This window comes from Sinorhizobium sp. M4_45, assembly GCF_002885915.1.
Taxonomy (GTDB): Bacteria; Pseudomonadota; Alphaproteobacteria; order Rhizobiales; family Rhizobiaceae; genus Sinorhizobium; species Sinorhizobium meliloti_A.
The window spans coordinates 65,016-81,666 of sequence record NZ_NWVE01000015.1 but is presented as its reverse complement, the minus strand read 5'-3'; the positions used below and the strand labels follow the sequence as shown (position 1 = coordinate 81,666).

Sequence of the window (16,651 nt, the reverse complement as noted above, 5' to 3'; positions counted from 1 at the left end):
CGGCTGAGAAAAGCCGCTGATTGGCCAAGGCCAAACGCTATGACGGCAATGGAGTTCCTGCCGGTTCTGTTCATGGCTACCGGGATAGTCCTGGTGGCGACGGCGACGCTTTTCGTCTCCTCGCTGCTGCGTCCGTCCAATCCCTATCCCGAAAAGAACGCCCCTTATGAATGCGGTATGGAAGCGGCGGGCGAGGCCGCGGGCGGCCGCTTCCGGGTTCCTTTCTTTATCCTCGCCATCCTCCTCGTGGTCTTCGATGTCGAAGCGATGTTCCTCTTTCCCTGGGCGGTCGTCCTGAAGGAGATCGGCATCGTCGGCTATATCGAGATGTTCGTCTTCATGCTGCTGCTGCTTGTGGGCTTCGCCTATGCCTGGCTGAAGGGGGCGCTGGAATGGCAGGAATAAACGACGCGATCCGCGACAGCGTACTGTTCACCACGGCCGACAGCATCATCGGTTGGAGCCGGAGGTCGGCCTTGTGGCCCGAAACCTTCGGCATTGCCTGCTGCGCCATCGAAATGATCTCGGCCGGCTGCGCGCGCTACGACCTCGACCGGTTCGGCGTGGTGTTCCGGCCTTCTCCGCGGCAATCCGACGTGATGATCATCGCCGGCACGGTCACGCGGAAATTCGCGCCCGTCGTGCGGCGGCTTTACGACCAGATGCCGGAACCGCGCTGGGTGATTGCGATGGGGACCTGCGCGATTTCGGGCGGGGTCTACAACACCTATGCCGTGGTGCAGGGATCGGAAACCTTCGTCCCCGTCGACGTGCATGTGCCGGGCTGTCCGCCGAGGCCGGAGGCGCTGATGCACGGCTTTCTCCTGCTTCAGGAGAAGATCAGGAGGTCCCGCGCCCTCACCGGGTCGCCCCTGGGACGGGTTGTAGCATCATGACCGGGGAGCGGCGTGTCGATCTCGCAGCGATCATCGGGAGCTTCGCGGGAGCAGTCGAGAATCTCGGCGCTGCGCATGGTATCTGCGCCTTTGCCGTCCAACCGGAGCAGATCGTCGACTTCTGTCGGTTCCTGAAAGAACACCCGGCGCTTGAGTTCGATTTCCTCTCCGACATATGCGGCGTCGATCACTACCCCGAAACGCCGCGTTTCGAGACGGTTTACCACCTCTATTCGCTGAAGAACAAATGGCGCGTGCGCATCAAGTGCCGGCTCGGCGATCCACCGCATGTTCCCTCTGTTGCGGGAGTCTGGCGAACTGCCAACTGGCATGAACGCGAGGCCTGGGACATGTACGGCATCCGTTTCGAGGGGCATCCCGATCTGCGCCGCATCTATATGTGGGAAGGCTTCGAGGGCTTTCCGCAGCGCAAGGATTTTCCCTTGAGGGGCTACAAGGACAAACTGAACCCCTTCGGTGCCGAGGGGCCGCCGCCGACGCAGCCGGACCTCGCCACCAGAGATATACCGCAAGGAGGCCGTCAGACGCCGGAGAGTTGAGATGACCGAAGTCACCGAGCTCATGAGGCCGGAGGGCGAAGCGCTCAATACCAAGGAGGTGCTTCTCAATCTCGGTCCGCAACACCCGAGCACCCATGGGGTTCTGCGGCTCGTGCTCCAACTCGACGGCGAATATGTCGAACGCGTCGACCCGCATATCGGATATCTGCACCGCGGCACCGAAAAACTGGCGGAGAGCTTCACCTATACCCAGATCTTCCCGCTGACCGACCGGCTCGACTATCTCTGTCCGCCTTCGAACAACCTGGCCTTCGCGCTCGCCGTGGAGAAGCTGCTCGGCATAGAGGCCCCGATCCGAGCGCAATATATCCGCGTGATGATGGCCGAACTCGCACGGATTTCCGGCCATCTCCTGATCACCGGCGCGCTGCCGATGGACCTGGGCGCCATGACGGCGCTGCTTTACGCCATGCGCGAGCGCGAAATGATCATGGACCTATTGGAGATGATCACCGGTGCGCGCATGCACACGTCCTACTGCCGCGTCGGCGGAGTACGCGAGGACCTGCCCGACGGGTTCGTTCCGAAGATCAGGGAGTTCTGCGAGATCTTCCCGAACAGGATCCGCGACTATGAGCGCCTGATAGAGAACAATCGGGTGTTTCTCAGCCGCACGCAGGGGATAGGCGTGATCTCCGCAAAGGACGCGATCGACCTCGGCTTGAGCGGGCCGAACCTGCGTGCCTCCGGCGTCGACTGGGATATCCGGCGCGACGAACCCTATGAAATCTACGATCGGCTCGATTTCAACGTCATCACGCGCGAGGAGGGCGATTGCTATGCGCGCTGGCTTTGCCGCGTCGACGAGATGCGCGAGAGCATCCGCCTTATCGAACAATGCATGGAGCAGATGCCGGAGGGGTCGTTTCAGGTCGATATCCCGACGATCGCATTCCCCGTGGACAAAGAGCGCGTGCATTGCTCGATGGAGGCCCTGATCCAGCATTTCGATCTCTCCGCCTATGGCTTCGACGTACCGAAAGGCGAGGTCTATGCGGCCATCGAGGCGCCTAAAGGAGAACTCGGCTTCTACATCATCAGCGACGGATCGCCGAAGCCGTTCCGCATGAAGGTGAGGGCGCCTTCCTTCGTCAATCTTCAGGCGCTCTTCGGCGTCACCAACGCACGCTACCTCGCCGACATGATCGCCGTGCTCGGCAGTCTCGACCCGGTGATGGCGGAGGTGGACAAGTAGCAGGGAGGATCGGACGCGATGACCATGCGCGAAGAGATCGAGGCGGCGGCGGCGCGATACCCCGAACGGCGGTCGGCGATCATGCCCGCGCTCATGATCGCGCAGAAGGAGCATGGTCATCTGCCCGGGCCGGTGCTCGAAGACGTCGCCGAGATCCTCGGCGTCGAACGCGTCTGGGTCTATGAACTGGCGACCTTCTACACGCTCTTCCATACCGAGCCGATCGGCAGGTTCCACCTGCAACTCTGTGACAATGTCTCCTGCATGCTATGCGGATCCGAGGCGCTGCTGAAGCACCTGGAAACGACAATGGGGATCAGGAAGGGCGAAACCACCCCGGACGGTGCGTTCACGCTTTCGACCGTCGAATGTCTCGGGGCCTGCGAAATGGCTCCGGTGATGCAGGTCGGCGACGATTACCACGGCAACCTTGATACCGCGCGGCTCGATGCGCTGCTGGAGAGCTTCCGCGCGGCGGAGCGCGCTGCTGCGCCGGCGCCAGGGGAGTAAGCCATGTTCGAGCCGGTCCTGCTCAGGAATGTCGATGTGCCGGACGGTCATCTGCTGTCGACCTATGAGGCCGGCGGCGGCTACCGGGCGCTCCGGAAGGCGCTCGGCGAATATACGCCGGACGAGATCGTCGACCTCGTCAAGGAATCCAACCTGCGCGGCCGCGGGGGCGCCGGGTTCCCGACGGGCATGAAGTGGAGCTTCGTGCCGAAAGCGGCCGGCAAGCCGAAATATCTCTGCTGTAACGCCGATGAAGGGGAACCCGGCACCTTCAAGGACCGCATCATCATGGAGCGCGACCCGCATCAGCTCATTGAGGGGCTGGCTGTCAGCGCCTATGCAATCGGGGCCGAGACGGCTTACGTCTACATTCGTGGAGAATATGTGACGGCTATTCGCCGTATGGAACAGGCGATCGCCGAGGCACATGAAAACGGCTATCTGGGCACCGGCATTCTCGGCTCGAACTTCAATTTCATGGTCTACATCCATCGCGGTGCCGGCGCCTATATCTGCGGCGAGGAGACCGCAATGCTCGAGTCACTCGAGGGCAAGCGGGCGCAGCCGCGACTGAAGCCGCCGTTTCCTGCCGTGGCCGGGCTCTACGCCAGCCCCACCGTCATCAACAATGTCGAGACGCTTGCCTGCGTGCCGCATATCGTGATGCGCGGACCGGGGTGGTTTCGCTGCATAGGGCCAGACAAGAGCCCCGGCCCGAAGCTCTACTGCCTCAGCGGTCAGGTTCGCAAACCCGGCCTCTACGAGCTGCCGATGGGCATATCGCTGCAGGAACTCGTCGAGGAGCACGCCGGCGGACCCCTGCCGGGGCGAAAGGTCAAGGCGGTGATTCCCGGTGGGGTATCGGCACCGGTTATCCCGGCGAGCGAGCTCGAGGTGGGCATGGATTTCGACTCGCTTGCTGCCGCCGGCTCGATGCTCGGCTCGGCAGGCGTGGTCGTGATCGACGACTCCACCTGCATGGTCAAGCTCGCCACGCGGATCATCGAGTTCTTCCACCATGAGTCCTGCGGCAAGTGCACGCCATGCCGGGAAGGTTTGGACTGGGCCGTGAAAGTTCTGCGCCGCATCGAGGCAGGCGAGGGTGAAACCGGCGACCTGGAGCAGTTGGAGATGCTCTGCAAGGGTATTTTCGGCAACACGTTTTGTGCCCTGGGCGACGGTGCGGCCATGGGCTTGCGGGCCGCGCTCAAGCATTTCCGCGAGGAATTCGTCGTCCATATCGAAGAGCGGAGGTGCCCTTTCCACTGAAACGGGCACCCGGCCGGTCCGGGAGGAAGTATGGTCAAGGTCACGATCGACGAACAAATGCTGGAGGTCGAGGCTGGCTCCACGGTGCTCGCCGCCGCCGAGCGTCTGGGCATCGACATTCCCACCTTCTGCTATTGGAAGCGCCTGCCGCCACTCGCCTCGTGCCGCATGTGTCTGGTGGAGATCGAGGGACTGCGGCGGCTGCAGCCGGCCTGCGCGACCGTGGCATCGGACGGCATGGTGGTTCGGACAAATACGCCGCTGATCGAGGAAACGCGCTCGTCGATGCTCGACATGCTGCTCGCCAATCACCCGCTCGATTGCCCGATCTGCGACAAGGGAGGCGAGTGCGAACTTCAGGACATGGTCATGGCGTATGGGCCCGGCGAAAGCCGGTTCCGCGACCCAAAACGCGTGTTCCATTCGAAGGACATCCGTCTGAGCCCGGTCATCATCATGAATGTCAACCGGTGCATCCAGTGCCAGCGCTGCGTGCGAATGTGCGAGGAGGTCGTGGGCGCGGTGGCGCTAGGCACGGTGGAAAAGGGCATGGACACCGCCGTCACCGGTTTCGAGGGGAGTCTTGCGAGCTGCGACCAGTGCGGCAATTGCGTCGAGGTCTGCCCAGTCGGCGCGCTGATGAGTTTCCCCTATCGCTACCGGGCACGGCCCTGGGATCTCGCCGAGACCGACACGATCTGCCCGCATTGCGGCACCGGATGCCAGCTCACCGTCGGAGCGCGCAAAGGCGAGTTCATGCGGGTCCGCTCTGACTGGGAACATGGCGTCAATCGCGAAACGCTCTGCGTGCGCGGCCGTTTCGGCCTCGACTTCATTGAAAGCCGGGATCGCATCAAGCGGCCGATGATCCGCCGCGACGGCGCGCTGACGGCGGTGTCATGGGAGGAGGCGGGCGATTTTGTCCGCCAGCGCATCGGTGTAATGGAGGGCAAGGCCGCCGGCGGGCTCATCTCGCCGCGTCTGCCGAACGAGGTGCTCTACCAGTTCCAGAAACTGATGCGGACAGTGTTCCGCACCAATAACGTCGACTGCTCGTCGCGTTGGTCCACACCCCTCGACATCCTGGCGCCGCTGGTGGCAAGCTTTTACAGCCGCGGCCCTCTCGAACAGGTGATCGGCAAGGACTGCGTGCTCATCATCGGCGGCAACGTGACCGAGGAGAACCCGGTCACCGAATACCTCCTGCGCGATGCCGCGCGCCGGCAGCATACCCGCTTGCTCATGCTTTCGGCGCGGCCATCGCGGCTCGATGCCGATGCGGCGGCGGTCCTTCGCGCCCATCCCGGCGGCGAGGCTCGGAGCCTTGCCGCGGTCGTGGCTGCTCTCGTGGCCGTGACCGATCAGGGCTTGCCGGGCGATATCCTTGCGATGACCAGCGGGACGATCACCGGGTCCGACACCAATGACGCGTTGGACCGTCTGGTTTCAACGCTCAAGGAAGGTCGGAGCGTCACCCTCCTGGTAAGCGTCGATCTGCTGAGATCACCGCTGGCACGGGAGACGCTGCAGCAGCTGGGCAATCTTCTCCAACTCCTGCGCCTGCTCGGCAAGGAACCCTCTCTGCAGTTTCTCTTCGATCGTGCCAATCAGATGGGCGCCTGGGACATGGGTGTTCTGCCCGGAGTTTTGCCGGGCCTTGGCCCTGTCGCCGATGAGGCGACGCGCACGATGTTCGCACGGAGCTGGGGCGCGGAGATCCCCCGCGAACCGGGCGCCGGTTTCGATGCGATGCTGGAACTCTGCGTAAACGGGCGGATGGGCGTTCTCTATGTGGTCGGAAGCGACCCGCTGATGTCCTATCCCGACCGGGAGTTCGTCGAGCGCGCACTCGGTACCGCCAATCTTCTGATCGTGCAGGACGCGTTTCTGACCGATACGGCGGGACTGGCCGACGTCGTGCTGCCCGCAGCCGGTTACGGCGAAGAATCCGGGACCTTCACCAACAATGAAGGCCGGACCCAGGCGCTTCGAAAATTCCGCGAACCGGCTTTTGACGCCAGGAGTAATCTGGCGATCTTCGACTTTATCGCGGCGCTTCGGGAGCAGCCGCTGCAGCCATCGACCGAGACCGCCATCTTCGACGAGATGACCCGGTTGGTTCCCGCCTATGAAGGCTTGACGCGGGAAGGGCTTGGTGCCGACGGTGCCTTCACCACGTCAGCCCCGCAGCCATGGGCAAGCGGGTTCTTCGCTCCTCCGTCTGCTCCTGGGGTGACGGACGTGCTCCAGCTGATCACCGGCAACTGCCTGTTCCACAATGGCTATGTTTCCGAGCGCTCGGAAACCCTGAATTCGGTTGCAGACGACCCGTTTATCGAAATGAGCGCTCAGGATGCCGCGCGACTCGGCCTTTCGGACGGGGATCAGATGCTTGTGCGGTCCGCCCGGGGCGAGCTGACGGCGAAGCTCAAGGTCAACAGGCGCTTTCCGGACGGGCTCGCGTTCGTTCCCGAAAACTACCGCGCCCTGCGGCTCAACAGTCTGATGCGGCGGGGAGAGTATCCATGTCCGGTGGAGATCCGCGCCTGCGAGAGGCGCGCAGAATCCGCTCTGGAGGAAGACCGGGTCTGATTGCATCCGGATCTGCGGGGCAGAGGGGGTATTTGCTGCAGCCTTGCTGTTGATCGGGTCAACTCTAAGGCATGCGGCAGGCGTTTTCGTCAGCGATAGTTGGCTCCGCAAATGTAGTCGTGCATGTCCCGCTCCGCTTGCAATGCCTCTTCGAGCCGGTGTTTGACCACGTCGCCGATGCTGACCACGCCGACGGCATCGTTGCCGTCCATGACCAGCACATGGCGCGTGCGCCGCTCGGTCATGATCGACATCACGAAGGGCAGGAAATCCTCCGTCGAGCAGGTCGCGACAGTGCGGTTCATGATTTCTCCCACCCGCATCAGCGGTGCTTCGGTGCCGTACTCGGCCACGGCATGGCAGCAGTCCCGCTCCGAGAGCGTGCCCAGGCATTCTCCTGGCGAACGGCCGACGACGACGAAGCCGATATTCCTGTCGCGAAACAGCCGCAATACTTCGACCATCGTGTGGTCCGGCGTGACCGAGACGATTTCGGGAGACTTGCTTCCCAGGATTTGGCAGATGTGCATCTGAGCCTCCAGTTCCTGCTTCGGCGCGACCCCGGCGCGCCTTCACTTTCGTCGAATATTCCGCCACCAATTGTACCCGCGCCGCTCGCTGGCCTGGACCAGAACATCCCGTTCGGTGTTCAGGCGCGCGGCGACGACACCGCCGCCGGTCATCGCCTTGCCCGGCTTGGCGAGCAGATCGTCACGGCCGATCACCAAGTCGCGCGAGGAGAAACTCGAAAATTCATATTGTTGGCCAAGAGCGATCGCGTCCGCCGGGCAGGCGTCCTCGCAGAGCCCACAGAAGAGACAGCGGGCCGTGTCGATCTCGAATTTGGCCGGGCGCCGGTTGCCCTTTTCATCCTCGTAGGGGACCACTTCGATGCAGTCGCAAGGACAGATCCGCGCGCAGAGCTCGCAGGCGACGCATTTGATCTCTCCCTCGGCGTCACGTTTGAGGAAATGGTGCCCGCGATAACGCGAATAGGGCAGCCACTTCTCCTTGTCCGGATATTGCATGGTGACGGGTCTGGAGAACATGTAGCCGAAGGTCAAAGCCAAACCATTCGCCAGATCGGCGAAGAAGGCCCAGCCGATCCATCTTCCAGCTTTGTCCAGTGCGTGCGACATGGCCGCCTCGCTGCGGCTCCTGAGAGTCGTCCTGCATGTCCGTGCCCGGAGCTTCTGGGCGGCATGCATCAAGAGAAAACAACACCGCTGATGATTATGTTCGCCAAAGACAGGGGAAGCAAGACCTTCCAGCCGATCGCCATCAGTTGGTCATAACGGTAGCGGGGGAAGGTGAAGCGGAACCACATGAACAAATAGACGAAGAAGGCAACTTTCAGCAAAAACCAGAGGAGCGGCGGCAGCGGGATGAGCACACCGTTCCAACCGCCGAAGAACAGGATCACGGTGAGGACCGACACCAGCACCATCACGACATATTCGCTGACCATGAACAGGGCGAAGCGGATGCCGCTATATTCGGTGTGGAAGCCGGCTCCCAGATCGCCTTCGGCTTCCGCGAGGTCGAAAGGAATTCGCTGCGCTTCTGCAAGTCCTGCGACGAAGAACACGAAAAATCCGATCGGCTGATAAACGATATTCCAGACGTCGGTTTGCGCCCGCACGATGTCGAGCAGGCTCATGGATTGCGCCAGCATGACGACGCCGATGACCGCGAAACCCATCGGAATTTCGTAGCTGATCATTTGCGCGCAGGTCCGCAGAGAACCAAGCACGGCATATTTGCTGTTGGCCGCCCAGCCGCCGAAGATGACGCCATAGACCTCCAGCCCGATCACCGCGAAGACGAAAAGCAGCGCTACGTTCAGGTTGGAAATGTAGAGCGTGATCTCGTTGCCGAGGACCGAAACGGTTTCGCCGAAGGGGATCGCGGCAAACACCACGAAGGGCGGGGCAAGCGCCAGGATCGGAGCCAGTTTGAACAGGAAGCGGTCGGCTTCGGCCGGGATATGATCCTCTTTGGTCAGGAGCTTGATCCCGTCCGCCACCGGCTGCAGCAATCCGTGCCAGCCCACGCGCATCGGTCCCATCCTCTGCTGCATGTGCCCGGCGATCTTGCGTTCCAACCAAGTCAGCGGCAGGGGCAGCAACAGCAGGATCGCGATCAGCAAGGCGACCTTGAAGACTATCACGCCGAGGGCGACGATAAGTTCCATGACTTTGCGTCCGTTGCCCAGCCCCGCGCGTGCTGTCGGACGCGCAAAGCACGATGTGGCACCTTGGATCGCTGCATGACATCATCCTTGGCGGCTAGGTACCTAAGGCAGCATGCAGCAGCGCGCTTTGCGCACCTGTCAGCCTCACGGTACAGCCGTCACGCTCCACTTGCAATGAGGCGGCAGGAACCGGCGCCGATCCGCGCGGTCGCTTGCTTCCTTGTTCACCCCCATTCTCCTACAACCACTTCCACACACAGAGGAGTCCTGCCATGAGCGAAGATGCCTTCAATATGTCGATCCGCAAGTTCCTGAAGGAGGTCGGAGTCACCTCGCAGCGAGAGATCGAGGAGACGGTGCGCAAGGGGCAGATCGCAGGCAAGACCTTGAAAGTCTGCATGACGCTGACGGCGGAAGGCATTGGCCTCAATCATGTAGTGGCGGGTGAGATCGAGCTGCCATAACTCGAAAACGGGAAGCCCGGCGTCCCCGCCACTTTGCCTTGAACGCTAGCTCGCCGCCCGGAATGGCTTTGCCAGCGACGCCGGGAAATGCAGCGTCAGCAATTGGCGATTTTGCGAGATGATCACGAGAACTATGATAGTCGCGAGATAGGGAAGCGCCGAGAGCAGCTCCGAAGGGACTGCGATGCCGAGGGCCTGGCCCTGCAGCTGCAGGATCGTCATGCCGCCGAACAGCCAGGCGCCGATCAGGACGCGCAGCGGCCGCCATGTCGCAAAGACGACCAGTGCCAGCGAGATCCAGCCCTTGCCGGCCGTCATGTTTTCCACCCAGAGCGGCGTGTAGGCGACCGAGAGATATGCCCCGGCAAGGCCAGCCATCAGACCACCGAACAGCACCGCCAGATATCTGATCCTGATGACGGGATAGCCGATCGCGTGCGACGTTTCGGGCGACTCTCCGATGGTGCGCAAGATGAGGCCGCCCTTGGTGCGGTAAAGGAACCAGGTGATGAGGCCGAACATCGCGATTGCCAGATAGACCATCGGATCGAAGCGGAAGAACATCGGCCCGATCACCGGGATATCGGAGAGAAAGGGGATATGGACGCGCTTCAGCGCATCGATCGGCGCGCTGCCGAAACCGCGCCCGAGAAAGGCCGAAACCCCCGACCCGAATATGGCGAGCGCCAGGCCGGCAGCATATTGGTTGGTCAGGAACGTCAGTGCCAGCACCCCGAAGAGAAGCGAGGTGGCGGCACCGGCAAGCGCCCCGGCTGCGATGGCCACGGGCATCGGCAGGCCGGCGATCACCGCCCAGAAGGCGAAGGCCGCCCCCATCAGCATCATGCCCTCGAGGCCCAGGTTGAGCACGCCGGACTTCTCGACGACGAGCTCGCCAAGGGCTGCGAATATCAGGGGCGTCGCCGCGATAATGGTCCCGGTGAAAATGGCAATGAAAAGATCCATCAGGCGTGCTCCGGAAGGCGAAGACGGTAGTAGATGAAGAAATCGGCAGCCAGCAGGAAGAACAGGAGGATGCCCTGGAAGATGCGGGTGAGCGCCGCCGGCAGGCCGAGGGTCATCTGGACGGTCTCGCCGCCGAGGAAGAGGAGCGACATCAGCAGTCCCCCGAGCACGATGCCGAAGGCGTTCAGCCGTCCGATGAAGGCGACGATGATGGCGGCAAAGCCGTAACCGGGCGAGATCTGGGGCGACAATTGTCCGAGCGGACCGGCCACTTCCGCCATACCGGCGATGCCTGCCGCCGCGCCGCCCGCAAGCAGCCCCGTCCAGACTGCGGAGGATTCGCGAAAGCCCGCATAGCGCGCCGCAAGGGGGGCGGCGCCGCTCACCGACATCTTGTAGCCGAGGAAGCTGCGATCGGTGAAGAGCCACATCATGACGACTGCCACGACCGTGATGAAGATCGACGGATTGAGCCGGTAGGCATAATCGAAAGGCTCGAACATCGCCGCCGCCGGCAGGAGCGCCGTTTGCGGATAATTGAACCCGGCCGGATCGCGCCACGGGCCGTGGACCAGAAAGGACAGCAACAGCGTCGCGATATAGGTCAGCATGAGCGTGACGAGGATCTCGTTGGTGTTCATGCGGGCTCTGAGAAATGCCGGGATCGCTGCCCATGCCATGCCGGCGCCTGCGCCTGCGAGAAACATGAGGGGAATGAGGAGCGGGCTCTCGGGATCGGGATAGAAGAGGCCGACGCCACAGGCTGCGATAGCGCCGATAATGAGTTGCCCCTCGGCGCCGATGTTCCAGATGTTGGCACGGAATCCGACGGCCAGTCCGCAGGCGATCAGGATCAGAGGCGAGGCCTTGAGCAGCCACTCCGAAAGGCCGTTGATGGAATTGATGGGCGCCACGAAGAAGGCGTGCAGCGTCGCCAGCGGATCATAGCCGAGGGCGGCAAACAGTACGGACCCCGCAAGGAAGGTCAGCACCGTGGCGATCACCGGAGCGGCGATCCGCATCTGCGCGGATGGTTCCTGCCTTTGTTCAATCCTCAAGGGCAACTTCGGTTCTCCTCGTTTCGCCATGGCCGACCCGGGTCATCAAGAGGCCGATCTCTTCGCGATTGGTTTGCTTTCTGATCAATGGCGGCGAAACGCGGCCGTTGGAAATGACCAGCAACCGGTCGCAGATCTCGAACAGCTCATCGAGCTCTTCCGATACGACCAGCACCGCTGCGCCGGCGCGGCTGAGATCGACGAGCGTCTGGCGGATGAAGGCGGCTGCGCCGACATCCACGCCCCAGGTCGGCTGGGACACGAGAAGAATCTTCGGCTCCAGGGTGAGCTCGCGCCCGACGATGAATTTCTGCAGGTTGCCGCCGGAGAGGCTTTGCGCGCTCGCTTGCGGTCCATTCGCCTTTACCTTGAAGCGCTCGATAACGCGCCTGGCAAAATCGCCGGCCCTCCTGCGGTCGACGAGGGCGTTGCGTACGAGGCCAGCCCGGTGGGCCGTCAGCACGGCGTTCTCCCACAGGGCATGGGGCGGCACCGCGCCGCGGCCGAGGCGTTCCTCCGGGACGAAGGCCATGCCGAGCTTGCGTCGTTCGCCGGCGCTGAGATGACCGGACGGTCTGCCGCCGATGAGGATCGTCTCCGCACGCGGATGGGTCCGCTCGCCGCTCAACAGCGCGATCAACTCAGCCTGGCCATTGCCCGACACACCGGCCAGTCCGACGACCTCGCCGCCATGCACTTCGAGGGATACATCCGTCAGCTCGGTGCCGTACTTGTCCCGGGCGGGAGCGGACAGCCCGCGGACTTCCAGCAGCGGCTTGGCGCTGGGGGCCGAAGGGCTCACATGCATTTGCGGAAGCTGCGAGCCGACCATCATCCGGGCGAGCTCCAGCGATGTCGATTCCTTGGGTTTTGCCGTGCCGGTCACCTTGCCGTTGCGCAGCACCGTGGCGGTGTCGCAAAGTTCCTGCACTTCATCGAGCTTGTGGCTGATATAGACGATGCTGCAGCCTTCGCTTGCCAGTTGGCGAAGCGTTTCGAAGAGCTTCACCACGGCTTGCGGCGTAAGCACCGAGGTCGGCTCGTCCAGGATCAAAAGCTTGGGTGACTGCAGGAGGCAACGTACGATCTCCACGCGTTGCCGCTCGCCGACGGAGAGATCGTGCACCCTGCGGTGCGGATCGATGGGCATGCCGTAGCGCGCCGACAAGGCCTTGATCTCAGCCGCGAGCCGGTCGAGATCGAAAGTGCCTTTGACCGCCAGGGCGATATTCTCGACCACCGAGACGGATTCGAATAGCGCGAAATGCTGGTAGACCATTTCGATCCCGAGCGAGCGCGAGATTGCGGGATTGTGCGCCTCGATCCGTCTGCCGTCGCAATAGATCTCGCCCGAGTCGGCTTGAGCTGCGCCATAGATGATCTTCATCAGCGTCGATTTGCCGGCGCCGTTCTCTCCGAGGACGGCGTGTATCTCTCCCGGCAGGATCGACAGCGAGACGGCGTCGTTCGCGACGGTACCGGGATAGCACTTGGTAATGCTGCGCAGTTCGAGGCGGGGGATCATGGCCGCTCCTGCCGTGGTTGTGCGTTGGCGACGACGTGGCCGCGACGCGGATTTTGCCGCGGTCACGCCGATTTCAGGACGCGGCTCAGCTGAGCTTGCCGATCATCCCCCTGACGAACCAATTCATCCCGCGGATGTCGCTGTCCGAAAGAACCGACCCGGCAGCGACCTTGACGTTGCCGTCCTGGTCCTTGAGCTCGCCGGCATAGGGATGGATCTTGCCCGCTGCGATATCGACTTCGAGCTGCTTCAATTTGGCCTGGATGTCGGCAGGGATCGCCTCGTTATAGGGGGCCATCTTGACGACGCCGGCGGCAAGCCCGTCCCAACGCGCCTCAGCCTTCCAGTTGCCTTCCGCTACGCCCCTTGCGGCGCGCAGATACTCACTTGACCAGTCGAGGGTAAACGCTGTGAGTTGCTTGCCCGAGCCGAACTTGGCCATGTCGCTGGCGTAGCCGATCGACCAGGCGCCGCCTTCACCGGCCACCTGTACGCCGGTTGCCGTATCGGTCATCGAACAGATGACGTCACAGCCTTGCGACAGGAGCGTGTTGGCCGCTTCCTTCTCCTTGCCCGGGTCGAACCAGGAGTTGAGGAAGATGGCGTTGCAGGTGACCTGCGGATTGACGCTCTGCGCGCCGAGAAGAAGCGCGTTCGCCGGCCCGACAATGTCGGGGATCGGGAACCCGCCGATGAAGCCGATCTTGCCGGACTTGCTCATATGCCCGCCGGCCGCGCCCGCGACGAAGGTGCCCTCGTAATATTTGGCCTCGAACGTGCCGAGGTTCGCGCGGTGCACGATGCCCGAACAGTGCTCGAACGCCGTCTTGGGGAAGCGCGGCGCCACCTTCTGCATCGGCGTGCCGTGCGAGAAGCTGGTCCCGAAAATCAGCTGATTTCCGGAGGCGGCGAGCTCGCGGAACACGCGTTCGGCATCCTGGGGCATGAAGATGTTGTCAATGACCGTTATGGCGACCTTGTCGCCGAATTCCTCCCTGATCGCGTCGACGCCCAGGCTGTGCTGTTTGGTCCAGCCGATCTCGGCGATCGGCGAGACGTAGACGACGCCGATCTTTAACGGCTCCTCTGCGCTCGCGAAGCTGGCAAGGCTTCCGGTTCCGAGTGCCACACCGGTCGCGCCGGAATATCGAAGGAATTGTCGTCTGGTCAGGTTGAACATGGCAGTAACCCCTTTGTCGGTTCGTGTCGTTTCTCCGGCTTGTGGCCGCCGGATCTATTTCGTGGCGTGGACGTGCCGGCTCGCGCCGGCCCCGCCGCTTTCTCCCGTTTTCTTGCGTGGCGCCGGCTTGGACGCCTCATCGGCTTTGCCGTCGAGATAGGGCTGAAGCGCCTCCCGCGGCGTCAGCTCCGGAAAGACCTGCCGATCCATGATATAGCCGCGCACGACGCTGCGGTGATGGGTGTCGATCAACTCCATGACAGGCTTCAGCCGGCCCTTTTCGAGCAGGTCGATCACGCGCTGGTGGTCGTCCAGCAGATTGCAATAGTCGAAATCGGCGGAGATCAACGAGCGCAGGAGCGTGGTGCGCCGCACGAGCTGCGCGTGAATTTCCTGCATGACCTTGTTACGGCTGAGGCGGACGAAGAGAGTATGAAATTCCTGGCCGAGAACGTCGGCAAGCGCGTCGTTGCCGGATGCGACGGCCTGGCGCTGCCGCTCGACGTGCTGGCGCAACTCGGCGAAGCCGGCCGGCCCCAGCCGGTCGCAGAGCTGGGCGGCGACGCCCTGTTCCACGAGCGTCAGCGCGTCGTAGATCTCCATCGCTTCTTGCATGCTTGGGCGTGCGACGAAGGCGCCGCGATTGCGCTCGATCTGCGCCAGCCCGTCGTCGGCAAGCCTGATCAGCGCCTGGCGGATGACGATGCGGCTGACCTCGAAGATTTCGGCCAGTTCGCGCTCACCGAGCTTGCATCCGGGTACGAGCCGGTGATCGATGATCGCCCGGGTCAGGATGTCGGCAATCGCCTGCGAACGGCTGCTCATGACAGGTCTCTCCATCTCCCGCAGAAAAATCTGCGGGACGGTCGCACCGGAGCATTGCACGGCCGCATATCCGGCGTTACGAATTCCATATCGGTATTCAATCAAATCAAGCTGTCAATCAAAAAACGCATTTTGCCATGCAATTTTTTGTTGATTGGTATCCAATCTTGTGGTTCCAATGAGTCCATCACGGAGCTAGGTTCATGGGGAAGTGCTAGCCAGGGAGGATGCGATGAGCAGAACTGCCCTTTGTAGCGATCGAGTTCTTCTTAATGATTGCCATGTCGTTGCGGACCTGACGTCGTCGGCCGCGCCCCTTCACCCGCGCCTGATCGCTGCTGACTTCGCCGCCCAGTGTCGTGGGTGGCTATCGCCATCAGGTGGTTCGCGGCAGTAGCGGCGAGCCGGTGAATTCCGACAGCCGTTACGGTTTCCAACCGCTTGATGACCAGACGCCATTCACAGAGATGAACGACATGAGCCCGACCAAATGCCAGGACCAGGTGGTTCTCGATCTGTGGCACCCGCTGGCGGCGGTGGACGAGGTGCCGGCGGGGACGGTTCAGGAAACCGTGCTGCTCGAAGAGCGCATCAGCTATGTTTCGGATGGCGAGGGCAAGGCGGCCGTTTGGCGTTCGCGCCCCGAGCTCCCTGCCGGCAGTCCGGTCGATATCGGTACGCTCGGCGGCTGTCTACCGATCAAGCTTGCCTATGGCTATATCTGGACCTCGCTGGGGACGCCGCCCGCCGAGCTGTTTCCCATTCCCGAATATGCGGAGGCCGATCGGCGCAGGCTCAATGCCGCCACCATCGGAGTCAATGTTTCGGCACCCCGCGCTATCGAGAATTTCCTCGACATGGGCCACTTTCCTTATGTCCACACCGATATTCTGGGAGCCGAACCCCATACGGAGGTCAAGGAATACGACGTCGAGCTTTCGGTCGAGCGCGACGAGATCGTCGCCACGCGCTGTCGCTTCTTCCAACCGATGGCCTCGACCGCATCCACCGGCGGAGCCGATGTGGAATATATCTATCGGGTGCCGCATCCCTATTGTTCGGTGCTGTACAAATCCAGTCCCATCGACGAGAGCCGCCTCGACGTCATTGCCGTTTTCCTTCAGCCGGTCGATCAGGAGCATGTCCGCGCGCACATGATGCTCTGTGTCCTCGACGAAGAGAACGAAGACAAGGTGATCAAGCGCTTCCAGCAAACCATTTTCGGCCAGGACAAGCCGATCCTGGAGAACCAGTTTCCGAAGCGTTTGCCGCTCGACCCGCGGGCCGAGACGCCGATCCGCGCCGACAAGTCGGCGATCGCCTACCGCCGTTGGCTCAGCCAGAAGGGCGTGACCTACGGGGTCATCCCGGCCGCCACCTGACGTTTCAGAATTCT

Annotated in this window: 17 protein-coding genes; 9 read left to right on the top strand and 8 right to left on the bottom strand. The window is 62.5% G+C overall.

Features of this window, described 5'->3' with window-relative positions; translation table 11 throughout:
• Positions 1-39: 39 nt before the first annotated feature.
• The 7 genes from CN933_RS29480 to nuoG are packed head-to-tail and all read left to right on the top strand — an operon-like array spanning position 40 to position 7,043.
• On the top strand, positions 40-405 hold the full coding sequence (locus CN933_RS29480; RefSeq protein ID WP_102763236.1) for an NADH-quinone oxidoreductase subunit A: 366 nt from the start codon (positions 40-42) through the stop codon (positions 403-405).
• The gene (locus CN933_RS29475) at positions 393-896 is read left to right on the top strand and encodes a NuoB/complex I 20 kDa subunit family protein (RefSeq protein WP_102763235.1); all 504 of its coding nucleotides are present in this window, start codon (positions 393-395) and stop codon (positions 894-896) included. Before CN933_RS29480 ends, CN933_RS29475 begins: the two co-directional genes overlap by 13 nt.
• On the top strand, positions 893-1,456 hold the full coding sequence (locus CN933_RS29470; RefSeq protein WP_102763234.1) for an NADH-quinone oxidoreductase subunit C: 564 nt from the start codon (positions 893-895) through the stop codon (positions 1,454-1,456). The genes CN933_RS29475 and CN933_RS29470 overlap by 4 nt, the downstream gene beginning before the upstream one ends.
• A 1-nt stretch (position 1,457) precedes the next feature.
• Complete coding sequence (gene nuoD, locus CN933_RS29465) at positions 1,458-2,672, top strand: NADH dehydrogenase (quinone) subunit D (RefSeq protein WP_102763233.1); 1,215 nt, start codon at positions 1,458-1,460, stop codon at positions 2,670-2,672.
• 18 nt (positions 2,673-2,690) lie between these two features.
• A complete protein-coding gene (gene nuoE / locus CN933_RS29460; protein ID WP_102763232.1) occupies positions 2,691-3,182 on the top strand; it encodes an NADH-quinone oxidoreductase subunit NuoE in 492 nt (163 codons plus the stop codon).
• A gap of 3 nt (positions 3,183-3,185) precedes the next feature.
• A complete protein-coding gene (gene nuoF / locus CN933_RS29455) occupies positions 3,186-4,451 on the top strand; it encodes an NADH-quinone oxidoreductase subunit NuoF (protein WP_102763231.1) in 1,266 nt (421 codons plus the stop codon).
• A gap of 30 nt (positions 4,452-4,481) precedes the next feature.
• Positions 4,482-7,043 carry an NADH-quinone oxidoreductase subunit NuoG gene (nuoG, locus tag CN933_RS29450; RefSeq protein ID WP_102763230.1) on the top strand — a complete coding sequence of 854 codons (2,562 nt, stop codon included), beginning with the start codon at positions 4,482-4,484 and terminating at the stop codon, positions 7,041-7,043.
• Between the two features lie 89 nt (positions 7,044-7,132).
• Here the strand turns inward: nuoG and CN933_RS29445 are convergent, their stop codons facing one another.
• From CN933_RS29445 to nuoH, 3 genes are all read right to left on the bottom strand, one after another.
• A complete protein-coding gene (locus CN933_RS29445) occupies positions 7,133-7,573 on the bottom strand; it encodes a CBS domain-containing protein (RefSeq protein ID WP_018096349.1) in 441 nt (146 codons plus the stop codon).
• A 42-nt stretch (positions 7,574-7,615) separates the two neighbouring features.
• Positions 7,616-8,182 carry an NADH-quinone oxidoreductase subunit I gene (locus tag CN933_RS29440; RefSeq protein WP_102763229.1) on the bottom strand — a complete coding sequence of 189 codons (567 nt, stop codon included), beginning with the start codon at positions 8,180-8,182 and terminating at the stop codon, positions 7,616-7,618.
• 68 nt (positions 8,183-8,250) lie between these two features.
• Positions 8,251-9,237, bottom strand: a complete 987-nt coding sequence (nuoH, locus tag CN933_RS29435) for an NADH-quinone oxidoreductase subunit NuoH (RefSeq protein WP_018096347.1) — start codon at positions 9,235-9,237, stop codon at positions 8,251-8,253.
• Between the two features lie 272 nt (positions 9,238-9,509).
• Between nuoH and CN933_RS29430 the strand changes: the two genes are divergently transcribed.
• A complete protein-coding gene (locus CN933_RS29430; RefSeq protein ID WP_102763228.1) occupies positions 9,510-9,701 on the top strand; it encodes a DUF6494 family protein in 192 nt (63 codons plus the stop codon).
• 45 nt (positions 9,702-9,746) lie between these two features.
• Here the strand turns inward: CN933_RS29430 and CN933_RS29425 are convergent, their stop codons facing one another.
• From CN933_RS29425 to CN933_RS29405, 5 genes are all read right to left on the bottom strand, one after another.
• The gene (locus tag CN933_RS29425; protein WP_102763227.1) at positions 9,747-10,667 is read right to left on the bottom strand and encodes an ABC transporter permease; all 921 of its coding nucleotides are present in this window, start codon (positions 10,665-10,667) and stop codon (positions 9,747-9,749) included.
• A complete protein-coding gene (locus tag CN933_RS29420) occupies positions 10,667-11,731 on the bottom strand; it encodes an ABC transporter permease (RefSeq protein WP_180980846.1) in 1,065 nt (354 codons plus the stop codon). The genes CN933_RS29425 and CN933_RS29420 overlap by 1 nt, the downstream gene beginning before the upstream one ends.
• Entirely contained in the window at positions 11,715-13,250 is a 1,536-nt protein-coding gene (locus tag CN933_RS29415) for an ABC transporter ATP-binding protein (protein WP_102763225.1), read from the bottom strand. Before CN933_RS29415 ends, CN933_RS29420 begins: the two co-directional genes overlap by 17 nt.
• Positions 13,251-13,335: 85 nt before the next feature.
• Complete coding sequence (locus CN933_RS29410) at positions 13,336-14,430, bottom strand: BMP family ABC transporter substrate-binding protein (RefSeq protein ID WP_102763224.1); 1,095 nt, start codon at positions 14,428-14,430, stop codon at positions 13,336-13,338.
• Positions 14,431-14,484: 54 nt separating this feature from the next.
• Entirely contained in the window at positions 14,485-15,255 is a 771-nt protein-coding gene (locus CN933_RS29405; RefSeq protein ID WP_100673270.1) for a GntR family transcriptional regulator, read from the bottom strand.
• Between the two features lie 476 nt (positions 15,256-15,731).
• On the opposite strand from CN933_RS29405, the gene CN933_RS29395 reads away from it, so the two are divergent.
• Positions 15,732-16,637 (top strand): aromatic ring-hydroxylating dioxygenase subunit alpha, encoded by a 906-nt coding sequence (locus CN933_RS29395; protein ID WP_180980845.1) that lies wholly within the window; start codon positions 15,732-15,734, stop codon positions 16,635-16,637.
• Positions 16,638-16,651: the final 14 nt, after the last annotated feature.

Excerpts from the sequence above, each read along its gene's own strand:
- CN933_RS29480 (WP_102763236.1), top strand. The coding sequence starts at position 40 with ATGACGGCAATGGAGTTCCTGCCGGTTCTGTTCATGGCTACCGGGATA.
- CN933_RS29475 (WP_102763235.1), top strand. The coding sequence starts at position 393 with ATGGCAGGAATAAACGACGCGATCCGCGACAGCGTACTGTTCACCACG.
- CN933_RS29470 (WP_102763234.1), top strand. The coding sequence starts at position 893 with ATGACCGGGGAGCGGCGTGTCGATCTCGCAGCGATCATCGGGAGCTTC.
- nuoD (WP_102763233.1), top strand. The coding sequence starts at position 1,458 with ATGACCGAAGTCACCGAGCTCATGAGGCCGGAGGGCGAAGCGCTCAAT.
- nuoE (WP_102763232.1), top strand. The coding sequence starts at position 2,691 with ATGACCATGCGCGAAGAGATCGAGGCGGCGGCGGCGCGATACCCCGAA.
- nuoF (WP_102763231.1), top strand. The coding sequence starts at position 3,186 with ATGTTCGAGCCGGTCCTGCTCAGGAATGTCGATGTGCCGGACGGTCAT.
- nuoG (WP_102763230.1), top strand. The coding sequence starts at position 4,482 with ATGGTCAAGGTCACGATCGACGAACAAATGCTGGAGGTCGAGGCTGGC.
- CN933_RS29445 (WP_018096349.1), bottom strand. The coding sequence starts at position 7,573 with ATGCACATCTGCCAAATCCTGGGAAGCAAGTCTCCCGAAATCGTCTCG.
- CN933_RS29440 (WP_102763229.1), bottom strand. The coding sequence starts at position 8,182 with ATGTCGCACGCACTGGACAAAGCTGGAAGATGGATCGGCTGGGCCTTC.
- nuoH (WP_018096347.1), bottom strand. The coding sequence starts at position 9,237 with ATGGAACTTATCGTCGCCCTCGGCGTGATAGTCTTCAAGGTCGCCTTG.
- CN933_RS29430 (WP_102763228.1), top strand. The coding sequence starts at position 9,510 with ATGAGCGAAGATGCCTTCAATATGTCGATCCGCAAGTTCCTGAAGGAG.
- CN933_RS29425 (WP_102763227.1), bottom strand. The coding sequence starts at position 10,667 with ATGGATCTTTTCATTGCCATTTTCACCGGGACCATTATCGCGGCGACG.
- CN933_RS29415 (WP_102763225.1), bottom strand. The coding sequence starts at position 13,250 with ATGATCCCCCGCCTCGAACTGCGCAGCATTACCAAGTGCTATCCCGGT.
- CN933_RS29410 (WP_102763224.1), bottom strand. The coding sequence starts at position 14,430 with ATGTTCAACCTGACCAGACGACAATTCCTTCGATATTCCGGCGCGACC.
- CN933_RS29405 (WP_100673270.1), bottom strand. The coding sequence starts at position 15,255 with ATGAGCAGCCGTTCGCAGGCGATTGCCGACATCCTGACCCGGGCGATC.
- CN933_RS29395 (WP_180980845.1), top strand. The coding sequence starts at position 15,732 with ATGAGCCCGACCAAATGCCAGGACCAGGTGGTTCTCGATCTGTGGCAC.